The following is a 22,301-nucleotide window of genomic DNA, read 5'->3' on the forward strand; positions in this document are numbered from 1 at the left end:
ATACGTTTAACGTAGTACCTAAATGTGAAGAGGAGCTATAAAGCTCCCCTCCATCCCTAATCCCTAAACCCTGGAAATAGTTCAATATGTTATACCTTCCGGACAGGTTTGAAAACTGTCTTCAGAGCCATTATTAATTCGTTGTTCGTGCTTTGTAGATCGAAATTCTATAGATGCTGGATCCTGTGTCTCACCATAAAAATCCTGTTCAGATTTTCCTGGCGACTGATTTGTGCCAGTTCCTTCTTGCCAAAAACCTGCTTCGTTGATTGAGATTTTCCGAAAAATGCCGCGCCGGGAATGGCTGCTATCAGCTTGGAAATAAATGAAACGGTTGAATTTCTCATAATTGGAAGTATTGGATTGTTCTCAAATGGTTACAGGATTTCAGTTTTATTTTTCACAAACTATGCCAAACCGTCGTTTCTGTGGATAACTCCTAATCATATTTCATCACGTCGGAATATCAGCAATAACGGCTCCGGGTAAGGGTTAGTATAAAAATTTTGTTAATCGGTATGGCTAAATTACTACTTCAGATTTTGGGTCATAATGTCAGTAGCAATAATGAATTGTCAATTAAATTTTTACATATGCTATTGCTCAATATTGACAGTCTAAAATTGTGAAATAGTATATTTTTCCGGTTCTGGTTATTTCCCTTAAAAATATCATCTGGCATTTTTCAGGTCGACTGCAGATTTTCTGTTGTGTTTTTGTGAGGATTTTTCCGGCGATTTGATTTTATCTGCCTTTCAGGAACGACTTCGATTACTCCCGGCCGTGGCCACTGTAAAACAGTTTTGCCTTCTGAATTTGCGTAACTTCGCCCACTTTATTAAAAATTATGCAGGCCAGATATCATGAGTTTCAGCAACTGAATCTCCCTGAACTAGAAAAGGAGATCCTGCAAAGCTGGGAAAAGGACAAAGCATTCGAAAAAAGTGTGACCAACAGGGAAGGAGCTAAGCCGTTTATTTTTTATGAAGGGCCCCCAAGTGCCAATGGACTGCCCGGCATCCACCATGTTATCAGCCGTACGCTGAAAGACCTGGTTTGCCGGTATAAATCGATGAAAGGTTTCCAGGTGCAACGCAAAGGTGGCTGGGATACCCATGGATTGCCCATCGAGCTCGGAGTTGAAAAGGAATTGGGCATTACCAAAGAAGATATCGGAAAGAAAATTTCTGTTGAAGAGTATAATCAAAAATGCCGCGAGGCTGTATTAAGGTATAAAGATCTCTGGGATGACCTCACCCGCAAAATGGGTTATTGGGTCGATCTTGATAATCCCTATATCACTTTTGAAAACAGTTATATAGAAACACTCTGGTGGTGTCTGAAAGAATTATATAAAAAAGGATACCTGTACGAAAGTGTGAGTATTCAGCCTTATTCACCTGCTGCAGGCACAGGTTTAAGCTCGCATGAATTAAACCAGCCTGGTACTTATAAAGATGTAAAAGACACCAGCGCCACCGTTTTGTTCCACGTTCCATTGAGTGCAGGAGAAAGGGGGTCAGAAGCGAATGCATCACATTCATCTTTAAAAAAACTGACGGATGCTGTAGCTCCAGGTGCAGATTCGGAGCCGACGGGTAAATTATATATCATGGCCTGGACGACCACGCCATGGACGCTTCCCTCCAACCTGGGTCTCGCGGTCGGTCCCAATGTGGAATATTCACTTGTAAAAACGTTCAATCCGTATACAGGTCTGCCTTCTTCAGTGATAATTGCGACAGCGCTAATACCGAAGTATTTTAAAGAAGAAGGTAAAGACATTTCTTTTGCTGATCATAAGGAAGGTGATAAGTTTTTACCCTGGAAGGTGATCACTACATTCAAAGGAGCTGAGTTAGATGGATTAAAATACAACCAGCTTTTACCTTTCGAAGCAAACTCGCTTGATCGTGTACGCGAAATAACACCTGAAGCAGATCCATTTAAAGTCATTTTGGGTGATTTTGTTACTACAGAAGATGGAACAGGCATCGTACATATGGCCCCTGCTTTCGGCGCTGATGACTTTAAAGCCGGTAAAAAGAATAATCTCGGAATACTGACACTCGTAGATCGTGAAGGAAAATTTGTTCCCGGTGTGGGCGAATTCAGTGGCCGCTTTGTAAAAAATTATAAAAGCGAAGCTGACTATGTTGATGTGAATGTCGATATCTGTGTTTTGCTGAAAAAAGAAAGCAAGGCATTTAAGATTGAAAAATATGAGCACGCGTATCCGCATTGCTGGCGTACAGACAAACCAATCCTATACTATCCTCTCGATGCTTGGTTCATACGTACGACTGCTTTGAAGGACAGGATGGTTGAACTCAACAAAACCATCAACTGGAAGCCTAAATCTACCGGAGAAGGACGTTTCGGAAACTGGCTCGAAAACATGGTCGACTGGAACCTCAGTCGCAGTCGTTTCTGGGGTACACCGTTACCGATCTGGAGAACGGAGGATGGTGAAGAAGAAAAATGCATCGGATCTATTGAAGAACTGAACAGTGAAATAAAAAAAGCAAGTACTGCATTGCGTGGTGAAACCAATAAACATTACCTGCATGAAGGTTTGCTTGATCTGCATAAACCTTATGTTGACGATATCATTCTGGTGAGCGAGTCGGGGAAACCGATGAAGCGTGTTCCGGACCTGATCGATGTCTGGTTTGACAGCGGTGCAATGCCCTATGCGCAATGGCATTTCCCATTTGAGAACAGGGATATGGTTGATCCTGAAAAAGGAGAAGCGCGCGCATTTCCGGCCGATTTCATCGCTGAAGGTGTTGACCAGACCCGCGGCTGGTTTTACACTTTGCATGTACTCGGCGTAATGCTTTTTGATAGCGTTGCTTACAAGTCCGTTGTCTCCAATGGTCTTGTGCTCGATAAAGACGGCAACAAAATGAGTAAGCGCCTGGGTAATGTTGTTGATCCGTTTAAAACCATTGGTCAGTTTGGCGCAGATGCTACACGTTGGTACCTCGTAACGAATGCATCACCATGGGAGAACATGAAGTTTGATGTTGAAGGTATCCGTGAGGTACAGCGTAAATTTTTCGGAACACTTTATAATACCTATCAATTCTTCGCACTGTATGCAAACGTGGACGGGTTTGCATTTAAAGAAGCATATATTCCCGTAAAAGACCGCCCTGAAATAGATCGTTGGATATTATCGAGTCTGAATTCTCTGATCAGGAAAGTAACTCTACACCTTAATGATTATGAGCCGACACTGGCAGGAAGAGCCATCGAATATTTTACAGATGAATTGCTGAGCAACTGGTATGTGAGACTTTGCAGAAGAAGATTCTGGAAAGGTGAATATGAAAAAGACAAGATTGCAGCATATCAAACGCTTTATGAGTGTCTTGAAACTTTGATGCGATTGATGGCTCCGGTTTCTCCATTCTTCTCCGATTATATCTATCGTATTCTAGATAAAGTCACGGGAAGGCTGGGTGTTGCGTCAGTACATTATACTGATTTCCCGGTTGAAAATCCTGAAGTAATTGATCTTGCTCTCGAAGAAAGAATGCAGATGGCGCAGGATATATCTTCGCTTATACTTTCCATTAGAAAAAAAGTGAATATACGTGTACGTCAGCCTCTGCAGAAGGCGCTTGTACCGGTGAATGGAAAAGATATGGAAGAGCAGATAAGAAAAGTTGAAGATCTTATCAAAGCTGAAGTGAATGTTAAGGATTTGGAATATCTTTCAGGCAGTAATGATTTTATACACAAAAAGGTAAAACCCAATTTTGTTGCTCTTGGCAAGAAGATGGGCTCGAAGATGAAAGCGGTTGCTGCTGCGATTGGCGGGTTTACCCAGGATGATATAAAAAAACTTGAACTTACTGGTGAGATCGAACTGATGATTGAGGGTACGCCTATTATCATCAGGGTAGATGAAGTAGATATCCAAAGCGAGGATGTTCCGGGATGGATGGTCGCTTCAAAAAATGCATTGACAGTGGCACTGGATATTCAGGTGAGTCCGGAATTAGAGAAGGAAGGGAATGCGAGGGAGCTGGTCAACAGGATACAGAAAATCCGGAAGGACCAGGGTTACGAGCTCACTGACCGGATAGATGTGAAGCTGGCAGGGAACGAAAAACTGATTCCGGCCATTACACAATTTAATAATTATATTTGCGCCGAAATTTTAGCAGATACACTGGAATTGGTGCCTGAAATTGCAGATGGAACTGCGATTGAAGTCAATGACATTCAGCTCAAAGTGTTAGTTTCAAAAAAAGGGTAATCATTTATGGCAACAAAGAAAAAGGCTGCACCTAAAGCGGCAAAACCAGCCAAAAAAGCGGCAAAACCAGCACCCAAAAAAGCGCCGGTTCAGAAAAAGGCTGCACCAAAAGCGGCAAAACCAGCAGCGAAACCTGCTCCCAAGCCCCCTGCTAAAAAATCAGTTGCAAAGCCTGCTGCCAAACCTGTTGCCAAAGCGCCGGTAAAACATGCACCTGCGCACAAAGACGAAAAACATCATGCGAAACCGTTAGCACATCATAAGGATGAAAAAGCTGCGGTAAAACATGCTGCTCCGGTTAAAAAAGCGCCAGAGCCTGTAAAGTCTCAGCCGAAAAAACCTGAGCCGCATGTTGAAGAATCCAAACCTGTCAATAAACTCGCAGAGATCAGGAAGGTCATAAAAACCCAGGAAGTAAAAAAGCCTGCTAAGCCAGTGGTTATGCCTAAGATCAATGCAACAACATCACGTAAATACGAACCCGAATTTACCAGATCGGTTTTAGACCAGCCGACGGTTGAAAATACTGGACCAACTATGAGATACAGCGATGCAGAACTTGCGGAATTCAGAGAGTTAATCGCCCGAAAACTTGATGCAGCAAAAAAGGAACTTTCTTACCTGCACGGTCTGATCACCCGCAAGGATGAGATGAGCGGCGACGAAACTGACAACCGTTATATGACTATGGAAGACGGAAGTCTGAGCATGGAGCGTGAGCAGTTGAGCCAGATGGCCAGCAGGCAAATCGACTTTATAGATAAACTCGAAAAAGCCCTTATCCGGATTGAAAATAAAACATATGGCATTTGCCGTGTTACCGGAAAACTCATTGACAAAGCACGTCTCAGAGCAGTACCACATGCTACACTGAGTATCGAGGCTAAGATGGGAATGTCGAGGAACCCGAATATTCAGTAAGGTTTAACGTAGTACGTAAAACGTTAAACGTCGGCCTATGCGGATTTGATCTTTCCAGTATCTCTGGTAGAGGAGATAAGTCTGTTTGGTAAAAGAATATTAAAGGGAATTTGGAATCCTTCGTTTTAGAGGATCCAAACGGTGTATTGATGTTTGTCCCTTTTTGCAACAATTAAATTCTTTTATTTAGTCGGAATCGTTCCAAATCAGGTTCTGACGTTCCACGTTCTACGTTTAACGTTTCACGTCACTTCACCTCCTGCATCTGCACCAAACGTGTATAAAATCCATTCATAGCAATCAACTCTTCATGCTTTCCCCTTTCGACGATTTCTCCTTTTTGTAAAACAATGATTTCATCGGCGTGCCTTACTGTTGAAAGACGATGAGCAATAACGATGCTGGTTCTGTCTTTCATCAAATGATTGATAGCATCCTGAACAAGTTTTTCACTTTCGGTATCCAATGAAGATGTTGCTTCGTCAAGAATCAGAATGGGTGGGTTTTTTAAAACGGCACGGGCGATGGTAAGGCGTTGCTTCTCACCACCGCTGAGTCTGCCTCCGCGGTCACCGACATTGAATTGGTAGCCACCTTCTTTCTGTGTTATAAAATGATGCGCATTGGCCACTTTTGCTGCCTGTTCAATTTCTTCAGGTGTTGCTTTTTCGTTTCCCAGTGCGATATTCGAAGCAATACTTTCGTTGAATAAGATGGGCTCCTGAGTTACGATCCCCATCAGGTTACGGAGATCCTTAACCGCATATTTCCTGATGTCATTTCCATCGAGTAAAACCGCTCCTCCACTTACATCGTGAAACCGTGGTACAAGATCCGCAAGTGTTGACTTACCACTTCCGGAAGATCCCACCAGTGCGAGTGTTTTTCCTTTTTTGACCGTAAGATTAATATTCTTCAACACCGGTGTATCGCCATAACTGAAGTTTACATTTACCATCTCGATACAATTTTCAAACCTCCTGATTTCAATCGGATGTTCAGGATCCCTGATGGTTTCTTTTTGAGTGATGAGCTCTTCGATGCGTTCCACGCTGGCAGCACCCTTCCGGATATTGTAAGATGCTGTAGTTAAAGACTTCAGTGGATTAATGATCTGTGTGAATATCGCGATGTAGGCAAGAAAATCAGGACCGTTCAGAAAATTTTCATTCAGTACCAGGCGCCCGCCATAAAACAGAACGCAACAAACAGCGAGTAATCCTAATGTTTCGGACACCGGTGAAGCAAGATCTCTTCTCCTGTTTGCCTGGTTTTTTATGGTAAAGAGTTCATGATTTTCTCTCTTGAATTTTCTCAATTGCTGACCTTCCGCATTAAAGGCTTTTACAACGCGGATACCTCCCAGCGTCTCTTCAATGGTACTTAATATATCACCTAATTTTTCCTGCACTCTTCCTGAAACACGTTTTAATGAACGACCAATTCTGCCTATAATCAGACCTGAGACAGGAAGAAATATCAGGAGAAAAAGGGAAAGCTGAGGACTGAGACTGACCATTGCAGTGAGGTACAAAATGATGATTACCGGCTCACGGAAAAATGATTCCAGGAAGCTGATCGTGGAATATTCAACATCCTGCAAATCGTTGGTGAGCTTACTCATGATGTCACCTTTACGTTGCTCATTGAAAAAGCCTACTGGCAGCTGAAGTATCTTGTTATACATATCATCCCGCATATCATTTATGATGCGGTTGCGGATCGGCGTTAGTACATACATTGACAGATACAGAAACAGATTTTTCAACAGGATAGCCGCCAGTACAATAAGGCAGAGAAATCCAAGGGCTTTTATTTTGCCTGTGTCGGTGGATGTTAGTCTTGTAAGTAAAGCATAAAAATCATCGGTAATTGTTCCCAGCCTGAATTTCGATGTCATGATCTTATTATCCTGCTGAACTCCGAATATAAGCGCCAGGAACGGCGCAAGCAAGGTTAGCGAAATCAGAGAAAAAAAAGCTGATAACAGGTTGAGTGTGAAATAGAGACCTACCAGCTTTGGATATTTGCTGACATAACGGAAAATTGTACGCAGGCTTTTCATACAGCTTTGCTTAAATAGACAAATAGGCCAAAAGTAGTTATTTTTACAGCCAACAAACGTTTGTGGTTATGCAGGAGGGTAAAAGACAAAAACAGGTTGCCGGAGTAATTTTACATGAGTTGAATGATATCTTTCAGCGCAATGGTTTGAATATGCTGAACGGAGGAATGGTTTCCATTGCCGATGTTAAGGTTACACCGGACCTTCTGGAAGCCAGGATCTACCTGAGTTTTTTCCAGGTGGAAGATAAACAGGCAGCTCTCAAACATATCGAAGAGAAAACCGGTTTTCTCAAGAAAGAACTGGGTAGCAGGGTGAAGCATCAGCTAAGAAGAATTCCCGAGATGAAATTCTTCAATGATGATACGCTGGATCATGTATTCAGGATGGAAGAGATTTTTAAGCAGATCAATGCAGATAAAAAGCCCTGAAATTTCTGATGTATTTCAGTTTCGCCTGGCGTTATTTCAAAGCAAAAAAATCTACCAATGCTATAAATATCATAGCCTGGGTTAGTGTCATTGCAATTATTGTCGGTACTGCTTCATTAATTATCATTCTAAGTGCATTTAATGGTTTTGAGAGCCTGGTGAAATCACTTTATTCTTCATTTTATCCTGATATCAGGATCAGTGCTGTAAAAGGGAAAACCATTCAACTTAATGCGGAACAAAGACAAAAGCTCGCCCATTGGCCTGGTGTAAGAGCCGCAAGTCTCACTGCGGAAGAAAATGCGCTGCTCACTAACGGCGATATACATACGATTATACAGATTAAAGGTGTAGACTCCGGTTACACAAACTTGTCTGGCATACCGGAGAAAATGGTACGGGGAACATTCGCACTCGGAAATGAAGAGGCTCCAAAACTTGTTTTAGGTGTGGGGATTGAAAATGCCATTGGCATTGTTTCCGATAGAACGATCACTCCTCTTACCGTTTATCTCCCGAAGAAAGATGCGGGTTCAGGCGACCCGATGGCCTCATTGAGCCAGGGCCAGGTGTCGCCTGCAGGAAGTTTTGCCATTCAATCTGAATTCGACAACAAATACGTAATCACCAATCTTGATTTTTTAAAGACATACCTGAATTACAAACCAGATGAGTTTACCTCGATGGAACTTTCATTAAGTGATATCAGGAAAGAAAATCAGGTTGTTTCGGAGATCAGTTCATATCTGGGCAAAAACTTTCTTGTACAGAACAGGTATGAGCAGAATAGAAATTTGTATTCAACCATCACTCTTGAAAAGTGGGCGATCTATGCCATTTTCTCCCTCATACTTTTAGTCGCTGCATTCAATATGATCGGGGCACTTAGTATGCTTGTGCTCGAAAAGAAGAAAGATATCCAGGTATTGCAGGCGATGGGCGCAGAGCGAAGCCTGATCAGGAAAATATTTCTCAGCGAAGGATTATTACTCGCAATGATCGGTGCGGGCGGAGGTTTGATCATCGCATTTCTTTTATATTATCTGCAAACAAATTACAAACTCGTGCCGTTGCAGGGTCAATCCTTTCTGATCGATTATTATCCCGTAAAACTTGTTTTCACCGATATCCTCCTTGTGGTGATCACTGTATTTGTGATCGGTTTGCTGGCTTCATGGGTACCTGCAGCGAGGGCAGCCAGGCAGCCGTTTGAGCTGAGAAATTAGTGAGTAGTGAGTAGGGAGCAGCCAGTGTAAAGTTGAAAGTGTAAAGTTGAAGAGGAGATTGAAAGGAATGATTTGACAAATCAATCACCAATCATAGATCACGTAAATGAAAAACCTGGCTCAAAAAGCCAGGCCTTATAATAAAGCGTCCAGGTTTTTATTTGAATCTGGTTACTTCTTACTTCTCACTTCTTACCTGATCTAATAGTCGCCGAGTGTTTCCTTCAACTGGCTTAAAGCTGATTTCAGTTGTTCATCATTAGGTGCAACACCATGCCAGTTGTGATTATTTTCCATGAAATCAACACCTTTACCCATCACTGTGTGCATCATGATTCCAACTGGTTTTCCTTTTCCTGAGAGAGATTTTGCTTCATCAAGCGATGCCAGCAATTTATCCATATCATTTCCGTCAGTTTCGATCGTCTTCCAACCAAATGCTTCAAATTTCGCGCGGATATTTCCGAGCGACATTACTTCTTTTGTAGTACCATCAATCTGCTGACCGTTCCAATCCACCGTTGAAATGAGGTTGTCAACTTTATGGTGAGCTGCAAACATGGCCGCTTCCCAGTTCTGACCCTCATCCAGTTCTCCATCTCCGTGAAGAGAGTACACCAGGCGATCGTCATTATTGAGTTTTTTTGCGAGTGCGGCTCCGATGGCCACGCTCATACCCTGGCCGAGTGAACCTGATGCCACTCGAATGCCTGGGAGGTGTTCGTGGGTTGTAGGGTGACCCTGAAGCCTCGAATTTATTTTTCTGAAAGTTGCCAGTTCTGAAATATTAAAATAACCCGCTCTCGCAAGGGCAGAATAAAAAACCGGGGAAATATGCCCGTTGGACAGAAAAAACAAATCCTCCCCGGCTCCATCCATCTGAAACTCGGGATTGTGTTTCATCACTTTAAAGTAAAGCGCTGTAAAAAAGTCAGCACAACCTAAAGAACCGCCGGGATGTCCGCTCTGACATCCGTGAACCATTCTTACGATATCTCTTCTGATTTGCGATGCTATCTCAGTTAATTCTGCCATTGTAAGCTGTATTTCCGCGCAAAACTAGGGGTAAATTTTCATGCAATCACATTTCAATTTATCGTAATGAATCTCAGTTGCAATTATTTTGAGATAAAGTACCTGAAAAATACTAACATCTGGAAAAAAGTCGTTATCTATGTGCAGAATTTACTCGGTGCTAAGCCTTTATATTGATTTTGTAAATTCCTCAAATAGACTGAATTTCTTTATTCAATTTATTTTTGGTCCTAAATCGGGGTTTAATGGACAAAATATTATTAGGCACTTCAATTGCCTTCATAATTACCTTTGCAGCTATTCCGGTTATTATTCAGGTCGCAGATAAAAAAAAGCTTTTTGATCTGCCTGATGAAAGAAAGGTACACCTTTCACCTGTTCCGTCACTAGGCGGTCTTGGTATTTTTGCTGGTTTTATCCTGGCTTGTCTTTTCATCATACCACTTGATATAGCTTCTGAGTTTCAATACTTTTTCGCAGCAGCACTTGTAATTTTCTTCCTTGGTCTTAAGGACGATATTCTCGTTATATCTCCGATTAAAAAATTCATCGGCCAGCTCATTGCGGCTTTCCTGATTATTTACAAAGGCGGTGTACAGATAAAGAGTATGCATGGGTTTCTGGGTATATACGAATTGCCGGATATCATGAGCCTTGCTCTTACTTATTTCACCGTTATCGTAATCATTAACTCGTTCAACCTGATTGATGGTGTTGATGGACTTGCAGGAAGTCTGGGTATAATGACTTCATTCGTTTTTGGTAGTTATTTCTATATCATTGACCAGGTTCCGTATGCTGCCATGGCATTTATTCTTGGGGGCTCATTACTTGGATTCCTGATTTTCAATCATTCACCTGCACGCATTTTTATGGGCGATACCGGATCACTGCTTGTCGGCCTTTTAAATGCGATCATGGTAATCAGGTTTATCAATGTCGCAGATCGTCCTGGCAGTGCTTTCCCGATGACAGCGTCACCGGCAATTGGTATTGCCATACTGATGGTTCCTTTATTCGACACTCTTCGGGTTTTTGCATTGAGAATATTCAACAGAAGATCACCATTCAGCCCTGATCGTAATCATATTCATCACCTCTTACTGGATAAAGGACTTTCTCACTCCGCGGTGACTTATACCTGCGTAGGAATCAATATTCTTTTCATTGCGTTTGCATTTTTTGCGCGCAGCTGGGGTGCAACCATAATTATACTTACGATGGCAAGCGTTGCCGCTGTTGGTACCTTTGTTTTGTGGTACACAAACATGCGCATCAGCGTATACGCAAATGGGGATATCAAGAACAGGCCATCCATCAACAGCCAGCGAATTCTTTCGTTCAGAAAGAAAGCGCTTGTTTCTCCGGAAGACAACTGAGTCGTTTTCAATTAATCATTCTCGTTACGCAGCAATCAATTTTTGATTGCTTTTGTTAGCTTTGCATGGTTTAACAGCAACCAACTATGTCGGAAGAATTACAGATGACAGTGGAACACACTGAAGAATCCATGAACAAAGCCATTAACCACCTCGAAGCAGAATTGGTTAAAATCCGTGCTGGAAGAGCAACACCCCAGATGTTTGACGGTTTGGTAGTTGACTATTACGGAACTCCAACACCGATCAACCAGGTGGGAAATATATCCGTAGCAGATGCACGCACATTAACTATACAACCCTGGGAAAAAAACATGCTCCAGCCCATCGAAAGATCTATTATTGCTGCGAATCTGGGCGTGACTCCTCAAAATGATGGAAGCATCATCAGGATATTTTTACCGCCATTGACGGAAGAAAGAAGAAAAGAAATTGTGAAAAGGGTGAATGGTGAAGGCGAACACTCAAAAGTAGCGATACGGAATATCAGAAGGGAAGGGATCGAACATATAAAGAAAATGCAAAAGCAGGGTTTGAGCGAAGATCTGGCAAGTGACGCAGAAAAGGAGATCCAGACCATGACCGACAATTTCATTTTGAAAGTGGACAAACATCTTCAGCAGAAAGAGAAAGAGATCATGTCGGTGTGAGGAATGTAAGTAGAGAGTAGTAAGAAGTAAGAAAGAGTTTAGAGTTTAAAGTTTTAAGTGGTAAGTTGTACGTTAGCCTCAGCATGAGCTAAATTTCTCTAACTCCGCGACAAGAGGTAACGTTCATGTTCCGGCAGGAACATCCTGTTTGTAGCCACCCGTAGGGCGGATGAAGTTATACGTTAGCCTCAGCATGAGCTAAATTTCTCTAACTCCGCGACAAGAGGTAAAGTTCATGTTCCGGCAGGAACATCCTGTTTGTATACGCGTGCAGGGTTGCAAATAAAAAAATATGAAAAAGAACCTGGCAATTTGCCGGGTTCTTTTATTTTCTGTTGGCCAGGAACACCCCTGCAAGAATGATCATCATACAAACAATCTGCAATGGGAAAATCACTTCACCATCGAGTACGCCCCAGCCCAATGCAATGAAAGGAATACCATAGGTCACCATCGAGGAAAAAACAGGTCCTGCCCTTTTAATAAGGTTATAAAAAACCAATGTACCGATAGCGGTACCGATCACACCAAGTACAAGAGACGCGCCGGTTGATTTAATCCATGCGGGTGAAGTATTGATCTGCGAGAAAAATCCTGTAAAATAAAGTACACCTAATGCGGGAATAAGAAGAGAGGGGAGTGATATCGATGCAATATCAAGTGAGCGATATGATTTCAGGTATTTGTTGATAAGGTTAACATTGGTTCCATACAAGATGGTAGCGATCAATACCAGCAGCGAAAACCCCAGGTAACCGAAGTTAATTTTTTCATCTCCGGAAGCAAGCAGAAAGCAGAGACCAGCAAAACCGACAACAACACCCAGCCACTTTTTTAATGGGATTGTCGCAGAGAAAAACATCACACCAATGATCAGTGTAAACAAAGGTGTCAATGCATTTATTATGCCGGCGATTGCACTGTCGATCCTTGTTTCAGCTATACAAAATAAAAATGCCGGAAAAAATGTACCGAGAAAACCTGTAAGAATAATCAGCGGATATTTTGATGAGGGAATTCTTCTTAGTGCCGAAAAGGCGAAGGGAACCAGCACAATCGCGCCGGATGAAATCCTGATGGCAGCCACCTGGAATGCACTCAATCGTTGCAGGCCGGCTTTCATCAAAATAAATGAACTGCCCCAGATGATACAGATCAGCAAAAAAAGTAACCAGTTAATCCATGAATTTTTCAATGATTCAATTTCTAAAAAAAAGCAAATTTAAATATAACTATAATCGAATACCCTTTTAGTTGTATCCGCGGTTAATTCTTAAACATTCGATTTAATTCTATGGGTTGAATTAAAGGAATCGCTTAAGTTTGATAAATTATCGAAACTAAAATATGTTGCTATGGGTTTCATGAAAGAATTTCGCGAATTCGCCGTCAGAGGAAACGTAATGGATCTTGCTATCGGTGTGATTATTGGAGCTGCTTTCAATAAAATAGTGACTGCACTTGTTGAAAGTATTATCATGCCGATCATCGGTTTGTTAATCGGAGATACAAAGAAGTTTTCCGAATGGCAGATTGGCGTAATTAAAATCGGGGTTCTGATTCAGGCCGCACTGGATTTCATCATAATTGCATTTGTATTATTTATGCTGGTAAAAGGTCTGAACAGACTTAAGGAGAAAAAAGCTGACGTGCCACCACCACCAGCACCGCCCACAAAAACTGAAGTTTTACTGGAAGAAATCCGCAATGAATTGCGGAAGAAATAATTGAACTATCAATATTGGTTCGGCGTTTTTTACGAGACGCTGTGCCTGTATTATTCATAAACATTCAATATAAAAGAATGAAGAAACTACTGTTATTGAGTTTACTTTTCACCACTCTCGAAATTATTGCTCAGGATCAAACGGTGAAGGATCTTGAAGCTACGGCCAAAAGAGATCTTGCTGATGATACTTCTCACAAAGAAGGATGGAAAGTTGGAGCGTTATTTAATCTTGGGCTTGCACAGGGAAACTCCAGTAACTGGGCGGCTGGTGCTGAGAAAAATTCCTTTGCTGTAAACAGCTATGTGAATCTGTTTGCGAATCTCAAACGAGGAAAAAATGTCTGGAAAAACAATCTCGATTTGTTTTATGCGCAGATTACAACGGCATCTCAGGGCACGAGAAAAAATGACGACAGGATCGATCTTTTTTCAAAGTACACCTATAAGTTTAAGCCGAAATGGGGAGTTGGTATTGTCGGTAATCTTCGTACTCAATTCACTGATGGTTATGATTACAACAAGACTCCGAAAGAACGCACTTCATCTTTTTTTGCGCCGGCTTACATGACTCTTGCTCCGGGCATTGACTGGACACCGACTGATTATTTCAGTATTTTTCTTTCTCCCGCATCTGCCCGCTGGACATATGTTGGTATCGATTCTCTTACGAAATTGTACAGCATCGATCCAGGTAAAAAGTGGAGGTCTGAATTCGGCGCTTTTATGTCGATCAACTTCAATAAAGAAATTATGAAGAACGTGATCTATAAGAGTCGTCTTGATTTGTATAGCAATTACCTCCATAATCCTCAGAATGTGGATCTTTTCTGGACAAATATTATTGCCCTAAAAGTCAATAAGTGGCTTACAGTTACGTATAATTTAGATATGATATATGACGATGATGTTCGTATCTTTGGAGATAATGGAACCTCTCCCGCCTTGCAGTTGAAATCACTGTTGTCGGTAGGTTTCTCAGCACGACTTTGATTACCTGATAATCTATATTTTTGCCGGGTTCCACTTTGTGTGAACCCGGTTCATTTTTAAAACAAGGCCCAATGAATACGTCAACATACCAGATAAAACTTCCGCAATTTGAAGGTCCCTTTGATCTCCTTTTATTTTTTATTGAAAGAGATGAACTGGATATATATAATATTCCCATCACTAAAATCATCAAAGATTTTCTTGAGTTTCTTCATGGCTCGGAAGAGGCTAATATCGAGTTGAGCAGTGAGTTCATACTTTTCATTTCGACATTGATGCGCATTAAAGCGAAGCTTTTATTGCCAAGAAAAGAACTGGATGAGCAGGGCAATGAAATAGATCCGCGCCAGGAACTGGTTGATAAAATTCTTGAGTACAAAAAATTCAAGGAAGCTTCTGCAAAACTTGCAGAAATGGAAGCAGAACGCATGTACATGGTGAAACGCGGTAACCTGCACCAGGAGCTGTCAGCACTGGGCGAAACAAACGCTGAAGGAACAGAGATCCAGACGATCACTTTGTTCAAACTCATGAAAGTGTTTGAACGTGTGATGCAGAAAGTGTACGACAGGAATAATAAACCACAGCATGTGGTGTATCGTTACAACTACACGATGGAGGAAAGTCGCGAATACATGCTGCATCGTGCGAAAGAAGAAAAGACCATGGCCTTTGAAAAAGTGTTTGAGATATGTGAAAACCGCATACACGCGATCTTTTTATTCCTCACCATTTTGGAACTCGCACAGCAACGCTATATGTCGATTCTCACCGGCGAAGGACGCAACAATTTTATCATTGAGTACAATGAGAACAGGGAAGAGGATGCGCCTTTGACGGATCTGAATATTCAGTAAGCAGTGAGTAGTGAGTGGTAAGTAGGAGCCTGACTGCCGGCAGGCAGGTTTATAGTTATTGGTTTATAGTTGGTACTAAGAGTCCGAAAATGCTGGAATACATTGTTCAGCCAGGCTGGGAGTCCGGCTGTTTACACTATGAACTATGAACCATGAACTATGAACTATTTTGTAATTTAACAAGGTGGAAAACAAAATAGCCGAACTCAGAATTCTCATCCCTGATCCCGGGCTTTATCCATCGTCCAGCGGAATTGAATCAAAATTCTCCTTTGAACCCTATTATCGCCAGATCAAAAAAGAGTTCGAAAAAGGCAACAGTCCTTTTGAGTCCTTGTACAGATATATCCTTCAGGAGTTTGAAATTCACAGTGAATTACATGAACCCATAACCGATTTCCGGTTGCTGGAAAAACATGGGTTGTTATTCCAGATGGTCGTGTCTTCCTTATTTCCATTTTCTGCGGACAAGGATGTACAGTATTTTTCCCTGAGTACTCCTTATAAATTTGAGATTCCTTTTTATTCAAAATCTTTCGCAGATTATTTCAGCCCGGATAATGATGGCCATGTGAAATTTCATCCGGAAAGACCATTCAGTCAGATAGAACAGGAGCATGTGTTGCTTGCCTACCGGATGATATTCAGGAAATTTTATCAGAAGGAAATCAGGGTTCCGGAACGAAAAACAAACCGATGGCTGGACAAATCGACCGGGCTGCATCGGTATAGTCGCCTGCATATCGACGAAAGTTTTGTCGACGTAAAATTGAAAGGAAAACTTCCTGAATTCCCTGAAGAATTTATTGATCGTAGCACAAGTACTATATCAGATATCAACGGACTAAAGCAGAAATTGCCACTGCATATGTTCAGCTTCGAAGGATTTTTCCTGAGAAGAAGTATCGTTGATGTTACTGCGGAAGAATGTGTGACGCTGATAAAAAATGCATTAATTGAAATGCAGTCGAACCTGCCTGAACCCGGTTATGAAAAACTGATTTCAGCCGTTGAAACACTTATTGGATTGCGCGATGTAAAAATCAGTCTCAGCCCTTTCCTGAGTCTGAATGAACGATATATTTTCTTTCACGCCTACTCCGGAAGAAGCTGGTTGATTAACCATATCCCGGAAATGGATTATAAGGAAATGGTGTACAATCAACTCGCCATTCTCCTGAATAAAGAAAAGGGCCCGGTAATTTTTGGTAATCTTTTGCAACAGTCGCAGACACAAAATGATCCCCTACTTCGTTTTTTGAAAAAGACAATGGCGAACAGTTATCTCGTTGTGCCACTTTTTAGTAACAGGGAGTTGATAGGTATGCTTGAAATTGCTGCCCCGGTTGCCAATGCTTTGCATGCGGAATTGCTGAAAAAGCTTGAGCCTGTATATGCATTTTTTGAAATGGCCTGCCGGAATTATCTCGACCGGTTCCGTAATGAAATTGAAACACTTGTCAAGGAACGATTTACTGCATTGCAACCTATCGTCGAATGGAAATTCCTGGAAGAAGCCTGGATCTATCTTCGTAAGAGGGATTATCATCAGCAGCCCGAGATGGGTACTGTGAGTTTTGATAAAGTGTACCCGGTTTTTGGAGCAATTGATATCAGGAATTCCTCGACAGAAAGAAATTATTGGATGCGTAAGGATCTGCTCGATCAGTTGCATTTTCTTACAGCCACGATCAGCAGTTTCGATGATTACATGCTGCCTGCAGTGAATGAATATATACAGTACATATCAAGAAAGAATCAAACTTTAACTGAACGGATAAACGAAAACCTGATTGCGGAAGATGAATCGTTGATACAGGATTTCCTGGAGAAAGAGGTGAAAGTTTTCTTCCGGCATCTCTCTGCAAACGGAGGAAAAGAAGCGGATCCTGCGCGCTATTATCTCGCCGCAGCTGATCCGGAAAAAGGCCAGTTGTTTCAGCATCGCCGGAAGTTTGACGAAAGCCTGCATATCCTGAACAATAATATATCCAGGCATCTTGAAACTGCAAGACACCAGATTCAACAATTCTATCCGCATTATTTTGAGAAGTTCAGAACTGATGGCGTCGAGTATAATATTTATATCGGCGAGTCATTTACTCCAATGAAAGCATTTGACATGATATACCTGAAGAATATCAGGCTATGGCAGATGTCGACTATGGCAGAGATCGCGCGAATCACCTACAAACTTAATAAGGAACTTCCGATTCCTTTGCAGACAACACAATTGATTTTGATCTACGGCCATCCTATTTGCATAAGTTTCAGAAAAGATGAAAGAAGATTTGATGTGGAAGGTTCAGATAGTATAAGGTTTGAAATTCTTAAGAAAAGACTTGATAAAGCGCGAATCAGGAAGACCGGTGAGCGACTTACACAACCGAATACAATAGCTGTTGTGTATACGCACGAAAAGGAAGCGGCTGAGTTTGATGAATATTTTAGTTTTCTGAAAAAGAAAAATTTACTTGAAGGAGAAAAAGAAATTCTTGAACTCGAGGATGTTCAGGGCGTGAGTGGTATAAAAGCGATCCGCTTTTTTGTAAAGCTGGAAGATTAAAGAGTAAATCAGATCAGGATTTTTTACGAAAGATGAGAATATTCGCAATGCCGGTTTTGGCTTCATTGGAAATAAAAAGATCGGCTGCTGAATTGAAAGTTAGACCTTCAGGTTGTTTAAACTTTTTTCTGTTCAATGGAATAAGCTCTTTGCAATTGCCTTGATGATCAGTAATCAGCAGTAAGCCGCTGGCTGATGCAACAAACCACCAGTCTCCGGTTTGCGGATGAATAGCAGCTGCGGAAATCTGGACCTGTTGATTATCCTTAAGTTCTTTTTTCTGTTCGCGGGTCAGTTGAATTGTAAGTGTTGAAGTGGAATCAAATTGTTCCGTCCCAAGATCAAATGAAAATGCTTCCGGTGATACAGAGGGCGTCTTGCCGCAGATCTTACAAAAAATGTATATCCTGTTCAGCGAGCTATCATACAGCATTGCTTCAAACTCATGTTTACCTTTTTGGTTGAATGGAAAGCCCTTGCTTTGAACGTTATCAGTAAATGCATCAGAAATTTTAAACAGGTGTCCATTGCTTTTAAGTGCGTACCAGTAAGGTCCAACCGAGAGCAGGTCCTCAAAATCAGCTCCTTTGTGAAAGCGACTGTCAATAAACTGCCTGGGACTATCGGGCTTAAAACGGTACAGCACTCCTTCCTCGTCATTCAATGAAACAATCGTACCCGAACCTTCGTCGTAAACTATTCCGGAGATTTCGTCCAGCTCTTCAGGAAGGCTTATCTTCTCAGACTTCGAAAGATCATAACCATCAGGGCTTTTGATGGATTTGTCGTTTTTTTCAGCAAATCGGCATGAAAAAAGAAAACAAAAAACCACAATCCATTTCGAAATTTGCATATTTTAAAAGTACAGATTAATTATTGTAATTTAATTTCTACATCACTGGTCCATGGATAATCTAATTGAACTTTCAGAACAGACTGTCAGCAGTTTATTTAATTCCATGGGAACGCAGACGCTGTTGTATCATAATCTTGCGCATACACGTGAAGTTGTGGAAGCAGTAAGGAGAATGAGTGAACATTATAAAGTTCCTGACGAAGATCATCAGGCATTGATGATCGCTGCCTGGTGGCATGATGTGGGCTACCTGTCCGGGCTACCTGAAAATCATGAAACGAGAAGTGCGGAACGGGCCGTAGTATTTCTCGAAAAACACAATGCATCTGAAGCTCTCCTTACTAAGGTCGAGAAATGCATCATGGCCACGCGTATGCCGCAAAAACCTGGATCTTTAATAGAAGAAATCATATGCGATGCAGATCTTTTTCACCTGGGCCGACCGGAATTTATGGAAAGCACAAAAATGCTTCGTAAAGAAATTGAACGCATTTCCGGTAAAGATTTGAAAGGGTCAGAATGGCGAAACTCAACCATACATTTTTTAAGAGAGCATCATTATTTCACCGATTACGCTCTCGAAAAACTGGAACCGGTCAAAACTGAAAATCTGCAGTTACTGGTTAAAAGGCAGGAAGATAAATTAAATGAAAAGGAAAACAAAAAGCATAAAAAATCCGGCAAGACATCTGCACCCGAAGATCCTGAGCTTAAGTCGGATGGAATATTACAACAACAACCTGTAAAGTTTGATAAACCCAAGCGTGGTATCGAGACGATGTTCAGGCTGATGTCCAGGAATCATATGGATCTGAGCGGCATGGCAGATAGCAAAGCAAACATTATGATCTCTGTCAACTCCATCATCATTTCTGTAGTACTAACGGTGATGTTCAGGCGACTGGAAGATATGCCGTACTATATCATACCTACTTTGATCCTGCTTGCAGTCAATGTGTCGACTATCATTTTTGCTGTTTTAGCTACAAGACCCAATCTCACGAAGGGATATTTTACCAGAGAAGATATTCTGACGAAAAAGGCCAACCTTCTGTTTTTCGGAAATTTCCATAAAATGAAACTTGCCGATTACGACTGGGGAATCAAGCAAATGATGAACGATAAGGAATATCTCTATACATCCATAACCAAGGACATCTATTTTCTCGGTGTAGTGCTGGGAAAAAAATATCGTTTGCTAAGAATATCCTATAACATTTTCATGTTTGGATTGGTAGTTGCCATCATTGCATTTATTACGGCATTCATGATCGAACCGCAGGCCTGATCCGGGTTATAGTGTAGTTACAGCAACATGATCTCTCATCATTTCTCTTGCCTTGGATGCAATTCCTACAGCATCGTAGCCACATTCGTTATGAAGCTCTTTCAATGTGCCATGTTCCACGAGACGGTCAGGAATGCCCAGCATTTCAACCTGCGCACTATACTGATGAGCATTCATGAACTCAACTATTGCAGAGCCAAATCCACCTACGATGGTGCCATCTTCAACCGTGATTATCTTTGAGTACTTTGAGAAAACTTCGTGAAGTAATTCTTCATCCAGTGGTTTTACAAATCGCATATCGTAGTGTCCCGGATTAATTCCATCCGCTTTCAGATCGCGGATCGCAGCGGCAGCAAAATTCCCGGGATGGCCAAAACTCAATATTGCAAGTGTATCGCCATCTTTTAATTTTCTTCCTTTTCCTACAGTAACTTCTTTCATCGGTGTGCGCCATTCAGGCATAACACCTTCGCCTCGTGGGTACCTGATAACAAACGGATGTCTGTTTGAATCCAGTTGCGCAGTATACATCAGATCCCGGAGCTCAGCTTCGTTCATCGGGGCACTGATAATCATATTGGGAATGCAGCGCATATATGCAATATCGTATGCGCCGTGATGCGTCGGACCGTCGTCACCAACGAGGCCGGCCCGATCAAGGCAAAAGATGACAGGCAGATCCTGTATTGCAGCATCATGCACCACCTGGTCAAATGCCCGCTGCATAAACGATGAATAAATATTACAGAATACACGCAAACCCTGAGTTGCCATACCCGTACTTAATGTAACAGCATGTTGCTCGCAAATACCAACGTCAATCGCCCTGTCAGGCATTTTTTCCATCATGAATTTCAAAGAAGAACCTGATGGCATTGCAGGCGTAATACCAAATATTTTATCGTTCTTTTCTGCGAGTTCAATTATTGTATGTCCGAAGACATCCTGGTATTTCGGAGGTTGCGGTGTTTCAAATTTCTTTTTAAAAATCTCACCGGTTACTTTATCAAACAAACCAGGCGCATGCCATTTAGTTTGATCTTTTTCAGCGAGTTCAAAACCTTTGCCCTTCACCGTTATGATGTGGAGGAGTTTTGGACCTGGAATATCTTTCAGATCATTCAATGTATCCACGAGCTTGGTGATATTATGCCCGTCAATGGGTCCGAAGTACCGGATCTTCATTGACTCAAAAAGGTTACTGCTTTTGTTTACAAAACCTTTTATACTGTGCTCGAGTTTACTGGCAATCTCCCTGGAAAATTTTTTACCGGGGAGTTTACCCAACGCTTTCCAGATATCATCCTTGATCTTATTGTACGTAGGCGATGTGGTAATATCAGTAAGGTATTCTTTCAGCGCGCCGACATTAGGATCGATGCTCATACAGTTATCATTTAAGATAATCAGGAGGTCAGCATCAGATACTCCGGCATGGTTCATGGCTTCGAATGCCATGCCAGCCGTCATTGAGCCGTCTCCGATAACCGCGATAGCCTTTTTATCCTTTTCACCCTTGTATTTGGCAGCGATGGCCATTCCCAGCGCCGCAGAAATTGAAGTGGAAGAGTGACCCACACCAAAAGTATCATACTCACTCTCGCTGCGTTTTGGAAAACCACTGAGTCCTTTGTATTTGCGATTGGTAGAAAACTTATCTCTCCTGCCGGTGAGTATTTTATGACCATAAGCCTGGTGACCTACGTCCCAAACCAATTGATCATAAGGCGTATTGAAAACATAGTGAAGAGCAACGCTCAACTCAACAACACCAAGGCTGGCGCCAAAATGGCCTCCATGAACACTCACAACGTCAATAATATATTGCCTGAGCTCATCACTGAGTTGGTGCAACTGTTCACGGTCTAATTTCCTCAGATCAGCGGGGCTATTAATCTGCTGAAGTAAGGGTCCGGCCTGAATTTCCATACGCTCGTTAAATAAACAAATGTAAAATTAACAAAAACAGGTGATGCTTGAGAGACAACGCCAATTTCTCGGTATTTATAACTGAAAATTGTGCAATTTGTTGCCT

General features: G+C 41.8%; 17 protein-coding genes. 11 read left to right on the forward strand and 6 right to left on the reverse strand.

The window, feature by feature from the left end:
• Positions 1 to 167: 167 nt before the first annotated feature.
• The gene (locus P2W82_RS07705; RefSeq protein WP_336515279.1) at positions 168 to 347 is read right to left on the reverse strand and encodes a hypothetical protein; all 180 of its coding nucleotides are present in this window, start codon (positions 345 to 347) and stop codon (positions 168 to 170) included.
• Positions 348 to 847: 500 nt separating this feature from the next.
• On the opposite strand from P2W82_RS07705, the gene ileS reads away from it, so the two are divergent.
• Both ileS and P2W82_RS07715 read left to right on the forward strand, forming a co-directional pair.
• Positions 848 to 4,270, forward strand: a complete 3,423-nt coding sequence (gene ileS, locus P2W82_RS07710) for an isoleucine--tRNA ligase (RefSeq protein WP_336515280.1) — start codon at positions 848 to 850, stop codon at positions 4,268 to 4,270.
• 6 nt (positions 4,271 to 4,276) lie between these two features.
• Positions 4,277 to 5,191, forward strand: coding sequence for a TraR/DksA family transcriptional regulator (locus P2W82_RS07715; protein WP_336515281.1), 915 nt, complete (start codon positions 4,277 to 4,279; stop codon positions 5,189 to 5,191).
• A gap of 247 nt (positions 5,192 to 5,438) precedes the next feature.
• Here P2W82_RS07715 and P2W82_RS07720 read toward each other — a convergent pair whose 3' ends face one another.
• Positions 5,439 to 7,256, reverse strand: a complete 1,818-nt coding sequence (locus tag P2W82_RS07720; protein ID WP_336515282.1) for an ABC transporter ATP-binding protein — start codon at positions 7,254 to 7,256, stop codon at positions 5,439 to 5,441.
• A 68-nt stretch (positions 7,257 to 7,324) separates the two neighbouring features.
• Here P2W82_RS07720 and rbfA point away from each other — a divergent pair, with 68 nt between their 5' ends.
• Together rbfA and P2W82_RS07730 are read left to right on the forward strand one after the other, a co-directional pair.
• Positions 7,325 to 7,687, forward strand: coding sequence for a 30S ribosome-binding factor RbfA (rbfA, locus tag P2W82_RS07725; protein WP_336515283.1), 363 nt, complete (start codon positions 7,325 to 7,327; stop codon positions 7,685 to 7,687).
• A gap of 8 nt (positions 7,688 to 7,695) precedes the next feature.
• Positions 7,696 to 8,913: an FtsX-like permease family protein gene (locus P2W82_RS07730; protein ID WP_336515284.1), complete on the forward strand. Its 1,218-nt coding sequence runs from the start codon at positions 7,696 to 7,698 to the stop codon at positions 8,911 to 8,913.
• 201 nt (positions 8,914 to 9,114) lie between these two features.
• Here P2W82_RS07730 and P2W82_RS07735 read toward each other — a convergent pair whose 3' ends face one another.
• Positions 9,115 to 9,948 (reverse strand): transketolase, encoded by an 834-nt coding sequence (locus tag P2W82_RS07735; RefSeq protein ID WP_336515285.1) that lies wholly within the window; start codon positions 9,946 to 9,948, stop codon positions 9,115 to 9,117.
• 245 nt (positions 9,949 to 10,193) lie between these two features.
• Between P2W82_RS07735 and P2W82_RS07740 the strand changes: the two genes are divergently transcribed.
• A complete protein-coding gene (locus tag P2W82_RS07740) occupies positions 10,194 to 11,327 on the forward strand; it encodes an MraY family glycosyltransferase (protein ID WP_336515286.1) in 1,134 nt (377 codons plus the stop codon).
• Between the two features lie 86 nt (positions 11,328 to 11,413).
• Positions 11,414 to 11,977, forward strand: a complete 564-nt coding sequence (gene frr / locus P2W82_RS07745; RefSeq protein WP_336515287.1) for a ribosome recycling factor — start codon at positions 11,414 to 11,416, stop codon at positions 11,975 to 11,977.
• A 325-nt stretch (positions 11,978 to 12,302) separates the two neighbouring features.
• Here frr and P2W82_RS07750 read toward each other — a convergent pair whose 3' ends face one another.
• Positions 12,303 to 13,172, reverse strand: coding sequence for a DMT family transporter (locus P2W82_RS07750; RefSeq protein ID WP_336515288.1), 870 nt, complete (start codon positions 13,170 to 13,172; stop codon positions 12,303 to 12,305).
• Between the two features lie 160 nt (positions 13,173 to 13,332).
• Between P2W82_RS07750 and mscL the strand changes: the two genes are divergently transcribed.
• From mscL to P2W82_RS07770, 4 genes are all read left to right on the forward strand, one after another.
• On the forward strand, positions 13,333 to 13,704 hold the full coding sequence (mscL, locus tag P2W82_RS07755) for a large conductance mechanosensitive channel protein MscL (protein WP_336515289.1): 372 nt from the start codon (positions 13,333 to 13,335) through the stop codon (positions 13,702 to 13,704).
• A 77-nt stretch (positions 13,705 to 13,781) separates the two neighbouring features.
• Positions 13,782 to 14,696 (forward strand): DUF3078 domain-containing protein, encoded by a 915-nt coding sequence (locus tag P2W82_RS07760; RefSeq protein ID WP_336515290.1) that lies wholly within the window; start codon positions 13,782 to 13,784, stop codon positions 14,694 to 14,696.
• A 71-nt stretch (positions 14,697 to 14,767) separates the two neighbouring features.
• Positions 14,768 to 15,553 (forward strand): segregation and condensation protein A, encoded by a 786-nt coding sequence (locus P2W82_RS07765; protein WP_336515291.1) that lies wholly within the window; start codon positions 14,768 to 14,770, stop codon positions 15,551 to 15,553.
• A gap of 184 nt (positions 15,554 to 15,737) precedes the next feature.
• A complete protein-coding gene (locus P2W82_RS07770) occupies positions 15,738 to 18,119 on the forward strand; it encodes a hypothetical protein (protein ID WP_336515292.1) in 2,382 nt (793 codons plus the stop codon).
• 13 nt (positions 18,120 to 18,132) lie between these two features.
• Here P2W82_RS07770 and P2W82_RS07775 read toward each other — a convergent pair whose 3' ends face one another.
• Complete coding sequence (locus P2W82_RS07775) at positions 18,133 to 18,972, reverse strand: SdiA-regulated domain-containing protein (RefSeq protein ID WP_336515293.1); 840 nt, start codon at positions 18,970 to 18,972, stop codon at positions 18,133 to 18,135.
• Positions 18,973 to 19,024: 52 nt separating this feature from the next.
• On the opposite strand from P2W82_RS07775, the gene P2W82_RS07780 reads away from it, so the two are divergent.
• Positions 19,025 to 20,263, forward strand: coding sequence for a Pycsar system effector family protein (locus tag P2W82_RS07780; RefSeq protein WP_336515294.1), 1,239 nt, complete (start codon positions 19,025 to 19,027; stop codon positions 20,261 to 20,263).
• Between the two features lie 6 nt (positions 20,264 to 20,269).
• Here P2W82_RS07780 and dxs read toward each other — a convergent pair whose 3' ends face one another.
• Positions 20,270 to 22,195 carry a 1-deoxy-D-xylulose-5-phosphate synthase gene (gene dxs / locus P2W82_RS07785; RefSeq protein ID WP_336515295.1) on the reverse strand — a complete coding sequence of 642 codons (1,926 nt, stop codon included), beginning with the start codon at positions 22,193 to 22,195 and terminating at the stop codon, positions 20,270 to 20,272.
• Positions 22,196 to 22,301: the final 106 nt, after the last annotated feature.

The sequence above is a fragment of the Pollutibacter soli genome (assembly GCA_029269725.1).
GTDB lineage: Bacteria > Bacteroidota > Bacteroidia > Chitinophagales > Chitinophagaceae > Pollutibacter > Pollutibacter soli.